At 72.2% G+C, this 14,663-nt stretch carries 15 protein-coding genes; 10 read left to right on the forward strand and 5 right to left on the reverse strand.

The window, feature by feature from the left end; all coding sequences use genetic code 11:
• Positions 1-27 precede the first annotated feature (27 nt).
• The gene (locus OG737_RS00105; protein ID WP_328924047.1) at positions 28-426 is read right to left on the reverse strand and encodes a VOC family protein; all 399 of its coding nucleotides are present in this window, start codon (positions 424-426) and stop codon (positions 28-30) included.
• A gap of 93 nt (positions 427-519) precedes the next feature.
• On the opposite strand from OG737_RS00105, the gene OG737_RS00110 reads away from it, so the two are divergent.
• Complete coding sequence (locus OG737_RS00110) at positions 520-1,509, forward strand: YafY family protein (protein ID WP_328924048.1); 990 nt, start codon at positions 520-522, stop codon at positions 1,507-1,509.
• 32 nt (positions 1,510-1,541) lie between these two features.
• Here OG737_RS00110 and OG737_RS00115 read toward each other — a convergent pair whose 3' ends face one another.
• Positions 1,542-1,967, reverse strand: coding sequence for a nuclear transport factor 2 family protein (locus OG737_RS00115; RefSeq protein ID WP_328924049.1), 426 nt, complete (start codon positions 1,965-1,967; stop codon positions 1,542-1,544).
• Between the two features lie 86 nt (positions 1,968-2,053).
• Here OG737_RS00115 and OG737_RS00120 point away from each other — a divergent pair, with 86 nt between their 5' ends.
• The 4 genes from OG737_RS00120 to OG737_RS00135 all read left to right on the forward strand — a co-directional run bounded on the left by OG737_RS00120 (position 2,054) and on the right by OG737_RS00135 (position 5,754).
• Entirely contained in the window at positions 2,054-2,623 is a 570-nt protein-coding gene (locus OG737_RS00120; RefSeq protein ID WP_328924050.1) for a PadR family transcriptional regulator, read from the forward strand.
• On the forward strand, positions 2,610-3,383 hold the full coding sequence (locus tag OG737_RS00125; protein ID WP_328924051.1) for an SGNH/GDSL hydrolase family protein: 774 nt from the start codon (positions 2,610-2,612) through the stop codon (positions 3,381-3,383). Before OG737_RS00120 ends, OG737_RS00125 begins: the two co-directional genes overlap by 14 nt.
• A gap of 90 nt (positions 3,384-3,473) precedes the next feature.
• Complete coding sequence (locus OG737_RS00130; RefSeq protein WP_328924052.1) at positions 3,474-4,367, forward strand: sigma-70 family RNA polymerase sigma factor; 894 nt, start codon at positions 3,474-3,476, stop codon at positions 4,365-4,367.
• Between the two features lie 106 nt (positions 4,368-4,473).
• The gene (locus OG737_RS00135) at positions 4,474-5,754 is read left to right on the forward strand and encodes an SGNH/GDSL hydrolase family protein (protein WP_328924053.1); all 1,281 of its coding nucleotides are present in this window, start codon (positions 4,474-4,476) and stop codon (positions 5,752-5,754) included.
• Positions 5,755-5,764: 10 nt separating this feature from the next.
• Here the strand turns inward: OG737_RS00135 and OG737_RS00140 are convergent, their stop codons facing one another.
• Positions 5,765-6,106, reverse strand: a complete 342-nt coding sequence (locus tag OG737_RS00140) for a MazG-like family protein (RefSeq protein ID WP_328924054.1) — start codon at positions 6,104-6,106, stop codon at positions 5,765-5,767.
• A gap of 127 nt (positions 6,107-6,233) precedes the next feature.
• Between OG737_RS00140 and OG737_RS00145 the strand changes: the two genes are divergently transcribed.
• Positions 6,234-6,854, forward strand: coding sequence for an MBL fold metallo-hydrolase (locus tag OG737_RS00145; RefSeq protein WP_328924055.1), 621 nt, complete (start codon positions 6,234-6,236; stop codon positions 6,852-6,854).
• Between the two features lie 88 nt (positions 6,855-6,942).
• Here the strand turns inward: OG737_RS00145 and OG737_RS00150 are convergent, their stop codons facing one another.
• Positions 6,943-8,109 carry a pentapeptide repeat-containing protein gene (locus OG737_RS00150; RefSeq protein ID WP_405921070.1) on the reverse strand — a complete coding sequence of 389 codons (1,167 nt, stop codon included), beginning with the start codon at positions 8,107-8,109 and terminating at the stop codon, positions 6,943-6,945.
• A gap of 443 nt (positions 8,110-8,552) precedes the next feature.
• Between OG737_RS00150 and OG737_RS00155 the strand changes: the two genes are divergently transcribed.
• From OG737_RS00155 to OG737_RS00170, 4 genes are all read left to right on the forward strand, one after another.
• Positions 8,553-10,565: an RICIN domain-containing protein gene (locus tag OG737_RS00155; RefSeq protein ID WP_328924057.1), complete on the forward strand. Its 2,013-nt coding sequence runs from the start codon at positions 8,553-8,555 to the stop codon at positions 10,563-10,565.
• Between the two features lie 118 nt (positions 10,566-10,683).
• Positions 10,684-11,355 (forward strand): hypothetical protein, encoded by a 672-nt coding sequence (locus tag OG737_RS00160; protein WP_328924058.1) that lies wholly within the window; start codon positions 10,684-10,686, stop codon positions 11,353-11,355.
• A gap of 16 nt (positions 11,356-11,371) precedes the next feature.
• A complete protein-coding gene (locus tag OG737_RS00165; protein WP_328924059.1) occupies positions 11,372-12,520 on the forward strand; it encodes a winged helix DNA-binding domain-containing protein in 1,149 nt (382 codons plus the stop codon).
• A gap of 36 nt (positions 12,521-12,556) precedes the next feature.
• Complete coding sequence (locus OG737_RS00170; RefSeq protein ID WP_328924060.1) at positions 12,557-13,570, forward strand: endonuclease/exonuclease/phosphatase family protein; 1,014 nt, start codon at positions 12,557-12,559, stop codon at positions 13,568-13,570.
• On the opposite strand, the gene OG737_RS00175 is transcribed toward OG737_RS00170, so the two are convergent.
• Positions 13,556-14,638, reverse strand: coding sequence for a hypothetical protein (locus OG737_RS00175; protein ID WP_328924061.1), 1,083 nt, complete (start codon positions 14,636-14,638; stop codon positions 13,556-13,558). The genes OG737_RS00170 and OG737_RS00175 overlap by 15 nt on opposite strands.
• Positions 14,639-14,663: the final 25 nt, after the last annotated feature.

Consider the following 14,663-nt stretch of genomic DNA (forward strand, 5'->3'; position numbering starts at 1 on the left):
CTCCCGCGTGAGCGGCTGTGCGTGGCGTCAGCGTGCGAACTTTTCGATGGCCGCTGGGGTGACGGGCGTGAAAAAGTTGACGAGGTTGCCGTCGGGGTCGCGGAACAGCAGCGACCGGTTGCCCCAGGGCATCGTGGTGGGCTCGGTGACGAAGTCGGTGACGAAGCCGGTCAGGTTCTGGTGAACGCGGTCCACGTCGTCGACGAGGAACTCGGTGATCACGCTGTGGTTGTCCGCCGGGCGGGCAGAGCCCGGGGCGAACAGCGGGACGGTGCGGGTGCCGGCGATCGCGAGGGTGGCGCCCGCGGTGTTGAGTTCGGCGAAGTCCTCGGTGGCCCACGTCGCCCGTGCCCCTGTGGCTCGCTCGTAGAACTCGACGAGGCGCGCTACGTCGCTGGTGATGATGCGGATCGAGACGAACTCCATGGGGATCTCCTTGGCTGTGCTGGAGGTGTGCACGTCGCAGGCTAGGAGAAATAGTGGACAGAATCGGTCCTGTATTCGCGTTAGGTTGTGCACATGCCCCGACCCACTGCCCGCGTGCTGACACTCCTGGAGCTGCTGCAGTCGGGCGGCACCCGGACGGTGGCCGAACTAGCCGACCGGCTCGGCGTCGAGGGGCGCACCGTGCGGCGGTATGTGGACCAGCTGATCGACCTGGATGTGCCCGTGGAATCGGTGCGCGGCCGCTACGGCGGGTACCGGCTCGCCCCCGGGTACCGCTTGCCTCCGCTCATGCTCAGCGACGACGAGGCGCTGGCCGTGCTGCTCGGCCTGGTCGCCGGCCGCCGAGCAGGGCTGACGACGACGGAGCACACGGCAAACGAGACGGCATCGGCGAAGATCCGGCGGGTGCTGCCCAAGCACATCGCCCGCCGGCTCGACACACTCCTGGAATCCCTCGCCTTCACGGAACAGCCCGGAGAGTTCGACACCCCGGACGCCGGGGTCCTGCTCACCATCGCCGATGCGGTGCGCCACCGCCGACCGGTCTCGATCCGCTACACCGACCGCGACGGACGGCGCAGCGAACGCACGCTGCACGCGTACGGGATCGTCGCCCATTCGGGCCGGTGGTACGTCACGGGCAAGGACGCCCAGATCGGCGAGGACCGAACCTTCCGGCTCGATCGCATCGCAGACGCGCGGACCCTGCCCGGCTCATTCGAAGCGCCCCTGGGTCCCGGTCCGGCACAGCGCGTGTTGTCAGCGTTCGCCACGGCCGAGTACCGGCATGAGGTGACCTTGCGGATCCACGGGACAGTTGAGCAGATCCGCGCCCACCTTCCCGCCAGCGTCGCGAGCCTGGAGGAGCACGAGCCCGCGGCAGGCCAGGACCGGGCGACCGAGCGCTGGCTGCGCGTCGAACTGCGGGCGGAGCGGCTCGACTGGTTGCCTCCAGTACTCGCCTCACTCGACCGGCCGTTCGTCATCGAGCGCCCCGATGAACTGCGCGACCTCGTCACCGCGCTCGCCGATCGCCTTGCGTCCTACGCCCGCCAAGCCTGACCGCGAGGAACCAATGTCATGAGATGGCACACCTAGGCGGAGCCGGGGACGAGGCCGTCGGCCACCAGGCCGGCGAGTACCGCCTCCCCCAGGGCGTGCACGGCGGACTGGGGGCGGACCATCACGGTGAACTCCGCGACCCGGCCCGCCTCGTCGAGCTGGAGCAGGTCGATCCCATGGATCTGCTTGCCGTTCGCGACGGCCCGGAAGGGCAGGATCGCCGACGGTGCCTCCGTGCCGTCGGCGCTGGTCTCGGCCACGCCCTCCAGGTGCCCGACGTAGCGGAGCTCCTCGAACACGCGGAACAGCACTCCGAAGAGTCCCAGCACCATCGGCTTGCCCTCGAACGGCGTGAACTTCACCGGGCTGTAGAACCGGATGTCCTCGGTGAACAGGTCGTCCAGCGCGGCGAGATCGCGCTTCTCCACGGCGGCGCGGAAGCGTTCGGCAGTCTCCATGACCCCTCCTGATACTCAAGGATATGACTAGTCGCTTTCTTGAGTATCATGCACCGGACGGACGAGACGGGGAAGGGGCTGCGGCGATGGCCTTGAGACATGCCGTGCTGGCGGCGCTGCTGGACGGCGAGTACAGCGGGTACCAGCTGGCGAAGGTGTTCGACGTCAGCGTCGCGAACTTCTGGCACGCGCTCCCCCAGCAGCTGTACGCCGAGCTGGCCAAGCTGGAGAAGGAAGGCCTGGTCGCAGGGAGGCAGGTGGTCCAGGAGACGCGGCCCAACAAGCGGCTGTTCCAGGTCACCGCCGCCGGCCGCGCCGCGCTGGAGGGGTTCGCCGCGGCGGCGTCGAAGCCGTCGGTCATCCGCGACGACCTGCTCGTCAAGGTGCAGACCGCGGACCGCATCGGCACCGCGCCGGTGATCGGACAGCTCGAAGAGCGGGCGTCCGCCGCCGAGGCCAAGATCGAGCTGCTCGGCAAACTGCTGCGGCAGATGCGGGGCGACATGGACGAGGCGGAGTTCCTGCTGCGCGGCGAGCGGATCGGCGGGTACCTGACGTGCCTGCGCGGCGTGGCCTTCGAGCAGGGCCACCGGGAGTGGTGCCTGCGGACCGCGGCCGTCCTGAGGGAAAGGCAGGCCCCCCGTGCCGAACGGTGACTACCTGCGCTACGTGGCCCTGGGCGACAGCCAGACCGAAGGGATGGGCGACGGGGACGACACGGCCGGCCTGCGGGGCTTCGCCGACCGGCTCGCCGAGCACCTCGCGGCCGTCAACCCCGAGGTCCGCTACGCCAATCTGGCCGTACGGGGACGCAAGGCCGGTCAGGTCCGCGCCGAGCAGCTGGGGCCCGCCCTGGCCCTGCGCCCCGACCTGGCGACCGTCGTCGCCGGGGTCAACGACATGCTCCGGCCCCGGTTCGACGCCGCGGAGGTGGCCGGGCACCTGGAGGAGATGTTCGCGGCGCTGACGGCCGCCGGAACCCACGTGGTGACCGTGACGTTCCCCGACGTGGGAGAGATGGTGCCGCTGGCGCGGCCGCTCGGGTCCCGCGTGTCCGACCTCAACACCCGCATCCGCGCGGCCGCCGCACGCCACGGGGTTACGGTCGCCGAGGTCGGCCGGCATGCGGTCGCCACCGATCCCCGGCTGTGGACCGCGGACCGCCTCCACGCGAGCCCCGTCGGCCACGCGCGGATCGCCGCGGCCCTCGCCCAGGCCATCCGGCTGCCCGGAAGCGACGACAGCTGGACCCTTCCCTTGCCGCCCCGGCCGGTACCGGGCCGCCGGCAGGCCGCGGAAGCCGAACTGCGCTGGGTGGCCGGGTTCCTCGGCCCCTGGATCGGACGCCGCCTGCGCGGCCGCTCCTCCGGCGACGGCCGGACCGCGAAACGCCCCGAACTCCGGCCCCTGGGTTAGCGCGACGCGCCGTCGCGCCGCCGGTCCCACCGGCGCCGTCGGCTATCGTCCGTCACTGCACCGCAGGAACGAACACGGGGGATGTGACGGGTGACCGGGAAAGACGTTCTGGCGCAGCGCTTCGAGGAGCACCGCGGCCATCTGCGGGCCGTGGCCTACCGCATGCTGGGCTCGCTCACCGAAGCGGAGGACGCCGTCCAGGAGGCCTGGCTCAAGCTGAGCCGCTCCGACACCGACGCCGTGGACAACCTGGGCGGCTGGCTGACGACGGTGGTGGGCCGGGTGTGCCTGGACATGCTCCGGTCGCGCACCACACGGCGCGAGGATCCGCTGCACGACCAGGACGGGCAGGTCCGGCTCCCGGACCCGGTCGTCAGCCGAGCGGACGGCCTCGACCCCGAGCAGGAAGTACTCCTGGCGGACTCGGTCGGCATCGCGCTGATGGTCGTACTGGAGACCCTCTCGCCCGCCGAGCGCCTCTCCTTCGTCCTGCACGACATGTTCGCCGTACCGTTCGACGAGATCGCTCCCGTCCTCGGGCGTACCGCGGCCACGACCCGGCAGATGGCCAGCCGCGCCCGCCGCCGCGTCCAGGGCGGGGCTCCCGCTCCCGACACCGATCCGACCCGGCTGCGCGCGGTCGTCAACGCTTTCCTGGCCGCCTCGCGCGGCGGGGACTTCGAGGCCCTCGTCAGCATCCTCGACCCCGACGTCGTGGCGCGCTCCGACGGCGGCACGCTGCGCCCCAGCATCCTGCGCCGCGGCGCGACCGATGTCGCCTCCCAGGCGATCACCTTCGCCCGCTTCGCCGAGGGCGCCCACCCGGTGCTGGTCAACGGCACCCCCGGCGTGGTCGCCGTAGCGCAGGGCCGGCCGGTCTCGGTCATGGCGTTCACCGTCGCCGACGGGAAGATCACCGCCCTCGACATCCTCACCGACCCCGAGCGCCTCGCGCGGATCGACCTGGGCTTCATCGACGGCTGAGCGTCGGCGGACCCTCCCGTGGGCGCGGCGGACCCGACCGGCCCGCCGCACCCACGGATTCCCCCCAGGGCTGTCACCTTCGCCCGGCGGGGCGGGTCAAGGGGGTATGACCACGAAGACATTCGCCCTCGCCCTCCCGCTGGCCGCCGCCCTCGTCGCCGCGACGGCCGCCTCGCCCGCCACCGCCGCCCACCCGGCTCCCTGGCGCAGTGCCTGGAACGCCTCCCAGCAGGCCCCGGCCCACACCACCTGGTACCCCAACTGGTCGGAGGGCGGCTTCGACAACCATTCCGTGCGCCAGACCATCCGCGTGGGCGCCGAGGGCTCCGAGCTGCGCGTCCGCCTCTCCAACGCCTTCGGCACGACCCCGCTGCGGCTGACCGGCGCGACGGTCGCCAGGAGCACCGGAGGTGCCGCCGTACAACCGGACACGGTGCGGCCGCTGCGGTTCAGGGGAGCGGGAGCCGCTACGGTCCCCACCGGCGGGGAGTTGTCGAGCGACCCGGTCGCCCTGCCCGTCCGGGCCTTCGAACAGCTCACCGTGACCTTCTACTTCCAGGGCCCCACCGGTCCGGCCACCTTCCACAACGTCGCGATGACCACGTCCTACCGCGCCGCCGGGGACCACCTGCGCGATCCGGCGGCGGACGCGTTCTCCGAGGCCGGCTTCTCCTGGTACTACCTGGCCGGCGTTGACGTGAAGAACCTCCGCCCCGGCGGCCCGGGCGGGGGCCGGGGCGCGGTCGTCGCCTTCGGGGACTCCCTCACCGACGGCTACGGGGCGACCCCCGGCGCCGACCGCCGCTACCCCGACGAACTCGCCGAGCGCCTCGCCTCGCAGGGCCGTCCGCGGACCGTGCTCAACGCGGGCATCGGCGGGAACAAGGTCCTGGGCGACTCGGAGTGCTTCGGGGAGAGCGCCCTGGCCCGGTTCCGGCGCGACGCCCTCGGCCGTCCTGACGTCGCCACCGTCGTCGTCCTCGAAGGCACCAACGACATCGTGATGCCCGACGGGCCCGCCGACCACTGCACGACGCCCGGCCCCGAGGTGACCGCCGAGCAGATCATCGCCGGGCACCGGCAGCTCATCCGCGAGGCCCGCACCCGTGGCGTCAGGGTCATCGGCGCGACCATTCCGCCGTACTACGGCTTCGAGCACTGGACGGAGCGCGGTGAGAAGGTCCGCAGGGCGGTCAACGAGTGGATCCGTACGAGCGGTGCGTACGACGGGGTCGCGGACTTCGACCGGGTGCTGGCCGCCCCGGTCGACCCCGCCCACCCCGAAGCCGTCGCGATAAAGCAGGAGTACGCCTTCGGCGACCGGATCCACCTCAACGACGCCGGGTACAAGGCGATGGCCGAAGCCGTCGACCTGAACTCTCTGTAGGCCCGGCCGGTCACGAGGCGCTCTCCTCGGAACCGGGCAGGAACTTGCCCGCTTTCAGGGCGAGCTGCCGGGCGAAGTAGGCCGCCGCGTCGGGCCGCATCCGGGCCAGGGCGACCATGCCCGTGATGACGACGTCGCAGACCTCGTCGTGGACGTCCTCCCAGCTGTGGGAGTGCCCCTTGCGGGGGTTGGTGCCCTTGGCGCCGATCACGGCCTGGGCGGCTTCGCCGAACTCCTCGCCGATCTTGAGTACTTGGAGCAGGTGGCTCTCCTCCGGCTCCAGTCCCATCTCGGCGTCGGAGGCGTCGAAGCGGTCGGCGAGGGCGGTGATGGTGTCCCATGTGGCGGTCACGGCGTGCGGTGCCTCCCTGTTCCCGTGCCCGTGCGCGGCGGCGCCGGGCAGGGGCAGCACCCTACCGGCGGCGTGACGGTCCCGATCTCGTTGGAGAACTCTTCGCGACTGCCAGTAAGTTGATCGCATGCGTCTGACGAAGTACGGCCACGCCTGCGTCCGCCTCGAAGCCGGGGACCACGTCCTCGTGATCGACCCGGGAACGCTGTCCGAAGCGGAGTCCCTCGTCGGAGCGGACGCCGTACTCATCACCCATGAGCACGAGGACCACGTCGACGTCGCCGCGCTCAAGGCGGCGCGCGAGCGCAACCCCGCGCTGACCGTCCACACCCACGCCGCCCTGGCCGCGGAGCTCGGCGACGGCGTGACCGCCGTCGAGGCGGGTGACGCCTTCACCGCGGCCGGCTTCTCCGTGCGCGCCGTCGGCGGCGCGCACGCCGAGATCGTCGACGGCCTGCCCGGATGCCCGAACCTCGGTTTCGTCGTCGACGGCGTCTACCACCCGGGCGACTCGCTGTTCGTGCCCGCCGAGACGGTCGAGACCCTGCTGGTACCGGCGTCCGGACCGTGGCTGAAGACGGGTGAGGCGGTCGAGTTCGTGCGTGCGGTGAAACCGGCCCGCGCCTTCCCCATCCACGACGCCCTCGTGAACGAACTCGGCCAGGACAACTTCGACCGGTGGCTGGACTGGAAGGGCGGGACCGACTACTCCCGCGTCCCGCTGGGCGGTTCGGTCGATCTGCCGTAGCCCGCGGTCGTGTACGGGCGCCCGCCGGATCCACTGGGGCGGGCGGCCCCTCGGGGCGGGCGCCTGACGGACCACCGCGGTAGGGACGTCAGACCGATCGCAGGGGCGGGACGTTCCTCGTGAGCGCGGCGGCCGGCAGCAGGATGCTCGGCTCGCCGCCGGGGTCCTCGGCCATCACCACGCCGGCCGCCTGGATGTCGAAGCCCACCGGCCAGAGGGTGAGGTCGCTCGCCAGCGCGCCCTCCAATGCCGCGCGTGTCAGGTCGGCGCCGGTGAGGTCGGTTCCCCGCAGGTCGGCCAGCCTCAGATCCGCACCGGTGAACTTGGCGTCGTGGCACCGCGCCTTGCGCAGGTTCGCCTCCCGCAGGTCGGCGTCGGAGAAGTCGGCGTCACCGAGGTCGGCCCTGACCGTGCGGGCGCCACGCAGGTCGGCTTCGATGCAGCGGATCCGGTGGAGAATCGACGTCCCGAGCTCCACGTGCCGCATGTCGGCCGCGATCAGCGATGCCCCGGTCAGGTTGACCCGGTAGATGCTCGCTGCCTCCATACAGGCTCCGTCGAAGTTCATGTGGTGCAGCCACAGTCCGTCGCAGTCGGCCCGGCGCAGGTCGGTGTAGCTGAGGTTGAGCCAGTCGGGCCGCCGGTCCTGGCACAGGACACCGAGGCCGGTGAGCGCCACCTGGGCATCCGCGGCACGGGTCTCCAGAGGAGGCACGGAGTTGATGGAGGTCTGCGCCGCCGGGGACTCCGGCCCTCGCGGGGGCCACGGCAGATGAGTCCGCAGGAACGCGGCCATGATCGAGACGACCGCCTCACGGTCGTGCGCCGAATGGTCCGCGATCCGCCACAACGCGTAGAGACCGCCGATCCGCACGTCCAGCTTCTCACTGCCGAGCTGGTCGACCGCCCGGCTGAAGCGGTCGGTGATGTGCCCCTCCCGGGTGGCGTTCAACCCCTCCTGGCTGACCCTCAGCTGCCGCCAGGTGGCGTACGCCCCGAAGAGGACGACGGCGCCACCGACGGCCTGCAGGAGCGTCGTGCGCACGTTGTTCACGGCGCCGAGCCGTTCGGCGGCCCCGATCCGGGCACCCGCGAGATCGCGGTCGACCACCGGCCCCGGCAGCACGACGATCACGACGGTCAGCGCGGCGAATACGGCAAGTACCGCCGCCGCAGCGATGAGAACGGCCTTGACCCGACGCCCCCGCGGGGCGACGGGCGTGCGGCGTCCATGAGCAGATCCCCCTGTATCCATGCGCACATGATCGCAAGGGTCGGCGCCACGACAGTCGGCAGAGGCGGTGATTGTCCCGTTGTCGACGGCTACCTGCGGGATGCGGACGGTTCCTCACGGGTCGTGACGAAGGCAATTCGACACGTAGTAATTAGATGAATCCCTGACTGAATTCCCGTCAACAAGCCAATGCCTTATATCTCGATTTGATAACGACTCCCCCGGGAAGGCCTGGACCAATCGCCTGCGACGCGCGTAACTAGCCTTGTTTCATTGACTATTGATGGTTCGTCAAATCTGGTCGACAGGTAACGGAACGATTTCCCGAAGCACCCTCCCCTTTGTCCGAATTCTCCGGCGCATTCGTCTGGCAGGCTTCCGCGCACCCAGTGATCCCGATCCGATTTGAGGTGCCCATGACAGGACGACGCAGACGTCGCGAACACCGCAGGAAACCCCGGCGGTTGATACTCTTCACCGCCGCCACGGCCGCGGCGGGGATGATAGCCGCCGGCATCGCCTACTCCGGGCTCGGCGACGGGGCCCAGGCGGCGGCTCCGGTGGAAGCCGCCGCGGAGTCGTTCTCGCCGGCGGCCGCACCCGCCCGCGACCAGGACCCGGACCCGATCGCCGGCGCGCCCGCCAACGAGAACGACCGCGGCATGGTGTACGACGGCCTCGAGGCCGCGCCGAAGGGCGACCGGTGCGTCGGCGTGTACCGCACGGGCGCCGGACTGTGCAGCCACGGCCCCGACGCCCCGCCCAAGGGCGTGGACATCAAGAAGGACATCGCTCCGGCCGTCCAGGCGAAGGCCCCCGCGGCCGATCCGGCCCGCCCCGCGAGCGACGACCCGTCGACCACGGAAGGCGGCGGACGTCCTCAGGACGCGCCCGCCGCCGACGCCGGGTCCGCCAAGGCCAAGGCCGACGCACCCGCGCCCGCCGCCACGGCGGGCGGTCAGACCGTCGCCGCCGGGCCCGCGGGCCAGACCGTCCAGTGCGACGGCGACGGCAGCACCGGCAACCGCGTCCAGGTCGTGTACGTCCACGGTGCCGGCCGTGACCGCTACTCCGAGTACGTCGCCTCGTTCCGCAAGTGGGCGGCCGACGCCGACGTCATCTACTCGACGAGCGCCCAGGAGACCGGCGGCATCCGCCACATCCGGTACGTCACGGCCGCCGACTGCACCCCGACCGTGCTCAACATCGAGCTCCCGGACTCGGCGCTGTCCGAGTTCAGCGCGACCAACTCCGCGCTCGCCGGCAAGGGCCTCGACCGCCGCGACCGCAAGTACATGATCTTCGCGGACACCCAGGTCTACTGCGGCATCGGCACCTTCAACGGCGACGAGCGGCCCGGCCAGGCCAACCTGAGCAACTTCGGTCCCTCCTACGGGCGCACCGACTCCGGCTGCTGGGGCGGTCACACCGCCGCGCACGAACTCGGTCACAACCTGGGCGCGGTCAACAACAGCGCCCCGAACACCAGCCGAGGCGCGCACTGCACGGACGAGTGGGACGTCATGTGCTACTCGGACACCCCGTACTACCCGCAGATGCGCAACGTCTGCACCAACCAGGCGGCCGAGAACATCCTGGACTGCAACCACGACGACTACTTCCACACCAGTCCGAAGGCCGGCAGCTACCTGGCCACGCACTGGAACATCGCGGACAACCAGTTCCTGATGAAGACCAAGGGCGGCAACCCCGACCCCGGTCCGAACCCGAACCCGACTCCGACGCCGACCAAGAAGCCCACGCCGACGCCGACGAAGAAGCCGACCGGCGGACCGGCCGTGACCGCGGCCCAGATCCAGTCCGACTCCGTCGTGGTGAGCTGGCCCAAGGTCGAGGGCGGCGTCTGGTACCAGGTCCTGCTGAACGGCAAGCACCTGGCCTGGGTCCAGTCCCAGGCGCTGCGCATCTACAACCTCAAGCCCGGTACGGCGTACACGGTCGCCGTCTCGGTCCGTGACGGCGCCGGCCGCGACTCCGGACCCGGCAAGGACGCGTCCTTCCGTACGACGGGCGCGGGCGGCGGTACGACCACGCCCGGTACCCGCTACCTGCTCGGCAACGGCAGCACCGGCATGAACGCGGAGGTGTGGGGCGGCCGCAGCGGCGACGGCACCGTGCTCGTCGGTGCGCGTGCCAACGGATACGCCCAGCAGCAGTGGTACTTCGACGACGCGGGCAGCGGTCAGGTCCGCATCCGGTCCGCGGTCTCCGGCAAGTGCCTGCAGCCGGGCGGTACCCCGGCCGCGGGCATGTGGGTCGCGCAGCAGCCCTGCGGATCCAACGCCGCGCAGGCCTGGAAGCTGACGTCCCGCGGTGGCGCGGTGACCGTCACGGACCCGAGCGGCGGCTTCGCGCTGACCGTGAGCAACCGCCCGTACTACGGGAACTGGCTGCTCGACCTGCAGCGGGCCGACGGCCGCGCGACGCAGGCCTGGACGATGCAGAAGTCCGGCTGACCGACCGGTCGACCGACGGACGGGCATCAGCCCCGACGTCCTGAGCCCACCCCGGCGGACGGCCGCACCACGCGGCCGTCCGCCGACCTCACCCCAGTCACCCGGAGTACCGCCACACATGCGCACAAGAACCGCTTTCCCCACCCTGCTGGCCGCAGTCGGCCTCATGTTCCTGTCCCCCGTCGCGGCCCACGCCCACGGTGACACCGTGAAGGTGGTGGTGACCGGACAGCGGGGCGGCCATGTCACCGCGGAAATCACCTGGGAGAACGACAAGGACGCCGTGGACGAGGCCGTCGCCGCCACGGTGAACGCCGTCAGCGCCGACGGCTCCCGCTCGCTCGGGGCCTGGCGCCTCGTCCGCGACCCCGCCGCGTCACCCGCGGGCTGGACCACGGCCGAGGTACTGCCTCCGGGGGCCTGGAAGGTCACCGTCGACGTGGGCTTCCCCGCCCTCGGACACGGTGAACTCGACGTCGCCGTCCCCGTGGTGGACCCGGCGCCCGCGACCGGCACGCCCGCGACCGGCGCACCGACGCCCAGCGCCCCCGCACCCGGCTCCTCGGCGTCCAGCGCCCCGGATCCCGCAACGACTCCCACGGCCGCTGCCGCACAGCCCGGCTCCGCCTCCGCCTCTCCGGCGCAGGAGCCGCCCGCCAAGGCCTCGGACGACGCCGTCTGGTGGACGACGGCGGGCGTGGCGGCGACGGCACTGGCCGGCGCGGCCGGGGGTCTCCTGATACGCCGCCGACGGGTGCAGCGGGCCCGGTCCGGGAGCCGGACGGCCTGACGGCACAATTCCCGGTATGGACATCACTGCGCAGGCGCTCAACCGGGCCACGCTCGCCCGGCAACTGCTGCTGGAGCGCGAGCCGCTCGACGTCGAGGATGCGGTGCGGCGGGTGGTCGCCCTCCAGGCCCAGCAGCCCGCCTCGCCGTACATCGCGCTGTGGAACCGGCTGAGCGGCTTCGACCCGGCCGGCCTCGACGCGGCCGTGACCGGGCGCCGGACGGTCAAGGCGACGCTGATGCGGCTCACCCTGCACGCGGTCCACGCCGAGGACTACCGGACCTTCCGTGAGGCGATGGAGCCGACGCTGCGCGGCTCCAGGCTCGGCGACCCGCGCTTCACGGCATCCGGGCTCACCGCCGACGACGCCGGCGTCCTGGTCCGGGATCTGCTGCGGTACGCCGACCTGCCGCGGACCGCCGCCGAGATCGGGGACTGGCTCGCGCAGCGGCTGGGCGCACCGATGGAGCCGGGCGCCCAGCGGATGCTGCGGCAGTACGCGCCGCTGTGGCACGCCCGCACGGGAGGGCCCTGGTCCTTCGAGACCCGGCCCTCGTACGTCGCGGCGGGCACGCCGCCCGTGCTCGCCGACCCCGATGTCGCCGCCGGCGGCCTGCAGTGCCTGATCCGCCGCTACCTGGAGGGCTTCGGGCCGGCGTCGGTGGCGGACATGGCGCAGTTCGCGCTGGTCCAGCGGGCCCGGGTCAGAGCGGCGGTGGGCGCGCTCGCCGACGAGCTCGAACAACTGGAAGGCCCCGACGGCACGGTGCTGTACGACGTCCCGGGCGCGCCACGGCCGGCCGGGGACACTCCCGCCCCGCCGCGGCTGATGGCGATGTGGGACAGCATCCTGCTGGCCTACGCCGACCGCGCCCGTGTCATACCTCCCGCCTACCGCAAGCACGTGATCCGCGTGAACGGCGACGTGCTGCCCACGCTGCTGGTCGACGGCTACGTCGCCGGCGTCTGGCGTCCCGTCGACGGCGGAATCGAGGCCGCCGCCTTCCACCCCCTTCCCGGCCGCGTCTGGGAGGGTCTGGCCGCTGAGGCCAGGTCTCTCGTCGCGCTCCTCGCCGCCCGGGACCCCAAGGCCTACGGGCGCTACGGCCATTGGTGGGCCAAGGGGCTGCCGGGCGTCGAAACCCGGCTGCTTCCGGGTGACTGAGCTCGGTCGTACGGCGTGGCGGTGAGGAGAACCCCGATGGCCGTCGGGAGCGTCACCAAGGTCATGAAGGTCAAGACCGCCCCCGCACCGACGGCCCCGCGCGAGCGCCGGTCCCCGCCCCGCGCCCGCCGCTCCGGCCGCCGTGGCCGGATCGTCGCCGCCCTGGCCGTACTGACGTCCCTGTTGATGCTGCTCCACGACTGGATCCCGAACCGGATCGGGAACTTCGGCAGCCTCGTCCAGACCTTCCTGCCCTGGACCGGCGCAGCCGTCGTCCTGCTTCTGGCCGCCGCTCTCCTGCGCCGGTCCCGCGTCGCGCTGATCGCCGTCCTGCTGCCCGCGTTCACCTGGGCGGCGCTCCACGGCGGCACCTTCCTCGACCGGGGCGACGGCGGGGCGGCGGACCTCACCGTCGTCACCCACAACGTGGACGACGTGAACCCCGACCCCGCCGGTACCGCCCGCGCCCTGGCCGCCTGCGGCGCCCAGCTGATCGCCCTGGAAGAGCTGACCGAGCCCGCCGTGCGCGGGTACGAACAGACGCTGGCCGGGACCCACCCGTACCACGTGGTGGAGGGCACGGTCGGGCTGTGGAGCACCTACCCCCTGCGTGACACGGCCCCGGTGGCGATCATGCCGTGGACCCGCGCGCTACGGGCCACCGCCGACACCCCCGCCGGCCCGCTCACCGTTTACGTTGCCCATCTCCCTTCCGTACGCGTGCGCCTGGGCTCGGGTTTCACCACCGAGCGCCGCAATGCGGCCGCGGGACGGCTCGCCGCTGAGCTGGCCGCCGCCCCGGCCGGCCGCACGCTCCTGGTCGGGGACTTCAACGGCACGACCGACGACCGGGCCCTGGCTCCGGTGATGGGCCGCTTCCGCTCCGCCCATGACGCGGCGGGAGCGGGCTTCGGCTTCACCTGGCCCGAGGCGTTTCCCGTCGCCCGCATCGACCAGATCCTGGTCCGGGACCTCACCCCGGTGTCGGCGTGGACCCTGCCGGCCACCCCCAGCGACCACCTGCCCGTGGCGGCCTCATTGCGGTTCTGACGCATTGCGGTTCTGACGGGCGGAGGCGACACGATCGACCCGCTCACGCTCAGGGGCGCTCGGCCGTGCCCGCTCTCCGACCCTCGTGGGGCTGGGCGCCTCCCCGTACGCACGGGACCGGACGAGAGCCCTCAGCATCCCGGCTCCGGCAACCACCGCGGCCAGCTGCAGGGCCATCGCGACGGCGACCTCCTCCGGCGGGACGACACCGTCGGGGTGGGTCAGCCCCACGATCAGCGTGAGCGGAAGTTTCCAGCCGCTCCACGCGAACAGCGAGCCGGAGCCGATCCAGCCGAGTGCCATCGGGACCGCGCGGGGCAGCCGCGCGGGCCGGGCACGGGCGAGCGCCCAGACCGCCGCGGCACCGACGAGCGCCCAGAGCGCGCCCAACCCGGTCAGCATGTACCAGCGGGTGTCCCGGTTGCCGGGCTGCGCGATCCCCAGGGTGCCGCCGGCCGTCCAGTACAGCCAGGCGAGCCCGACCAGGGCCGCGACGACGGCCGCCCACGGCCGCGCGGCGGGCGGCCGGTCGCCGACGCGCCCGGTGAACACGTCCGGCCAGCGACGCCGCATGTGGGCGGGGAACGCGAGGGCGAGGCCCAGCCCCGTGCCTATGAAGCCGAACTCGGCCAGCGCTCCCTGCCAGTCGGGCATCTCGCCGGCGTCCCCCGCGCCGCTCCCGGCCGCGTCGGCCCCACTGTCCAACAGCGTGGACAGCGCGGCGTACGGCAGGACGGACACGAGGAACCCCGCTCCCGCCCAGGCGACGAACGCCACCAGCCATCCCGGTATGCGCATTCCCCAGGGCCGCACCAGCGCGAGCGCGAGGGTGATCCCGATGACCGCCATGCCTATGGTCACGGTGTTCAGGAGTACCCATCCGGCCGGGGTGAAGCCGTCTCCAACCGATATCGCCCCGGCCAGGGAGCCGATCACCCACCACACCTTGATCAGCAGATAGGGCAGCAGTGCGACCGCAGCGCCGTACCCCCCTGCCCGCCCCCATCGCTCCCAGCGGTCCATCCGCTCCCCCTTCCAGGAGAGTTCCAGCATCCGGGAGCACGGCACCCGCCGGCCTCCCCCGCGGGAGCGA

The organism is Streptomyces sp. NBC_00122, assembly GCF_045160845.1.
Lineage (GTDB): Bacteria > Actinomycetota > Actinomycetes > Streptomycetales > Streptomycetaceae > Streptomyces.

Coding starts and splice junctions, on each gene's coding strand:
- OG737_RS00105 (WP_328924047.1), bottom strand. CDS start 426: ATGGAGTTCGTCTCGATCCGCATCATCACCAGCGACGTAGCGCGCCTC.
- OG737_RS00110 (WP_328924048.1), top strand. CDS start 520: ATGCCCCGACCCACTGCCCGCGTGCTGACACTCCTGGAGCTGCTGCAG.
- OG737_RS00115 (WP_328924049.1), bottom strand. CDS start 1,967: ATGGAGACTGCCGAACGCTTCCGCGCCGCCGTGGAGAAGCGCGATCTC.
- OG737_RS00120 (WP_328924050.1), top strand. CDS start 2,054: ATGGCCTTGAGACATGCCGTGCTGGCGGCGCTGCTGGACGGCGAGTAC.
- OG737_RS00135 (WP_328924053.1), top strand. CDS start 4,474: ATGACCACGAAGACATTCGCCCTCGCCCTCCCGCTGGCCGCCGCCCTC.
- OG737_RS00145 (WP_328924055.1), top strand. CDS start 6,234: ATGCGTCTGACGAAGTACGGCCACGCCTGCGTCCGCCTCGAAGCCGGG.
- OG737_RS00150 (WP_405921070.1), bottom strand. CDS start 8,109: ATGGATACAGGGGGATCTGCTCATGGACGCCGCACGCCCGTCGCCCCG.
- OG737_RS00160 (WP_328924058.1), top strand. CDS start 10,684: ATGCGCACAAGAACCGCTTTCCCCACCCTGCTGGCCGCAGTCGGCCTC.
- OG737_RS00165 (WP_328924059.1), top strand. CDS start 11,372: ATGGACATCACTGCGCAGGCGCTCAACCGGGCCACGCTCGCCCGGCAA.
- OG737_RS00170 (WP_328924060.1), top strand. CDS start 12,557: ATGGCCGTCGGGAGCGTCACCAAGGTCATGAAGGTCAAGACCGCCCCC.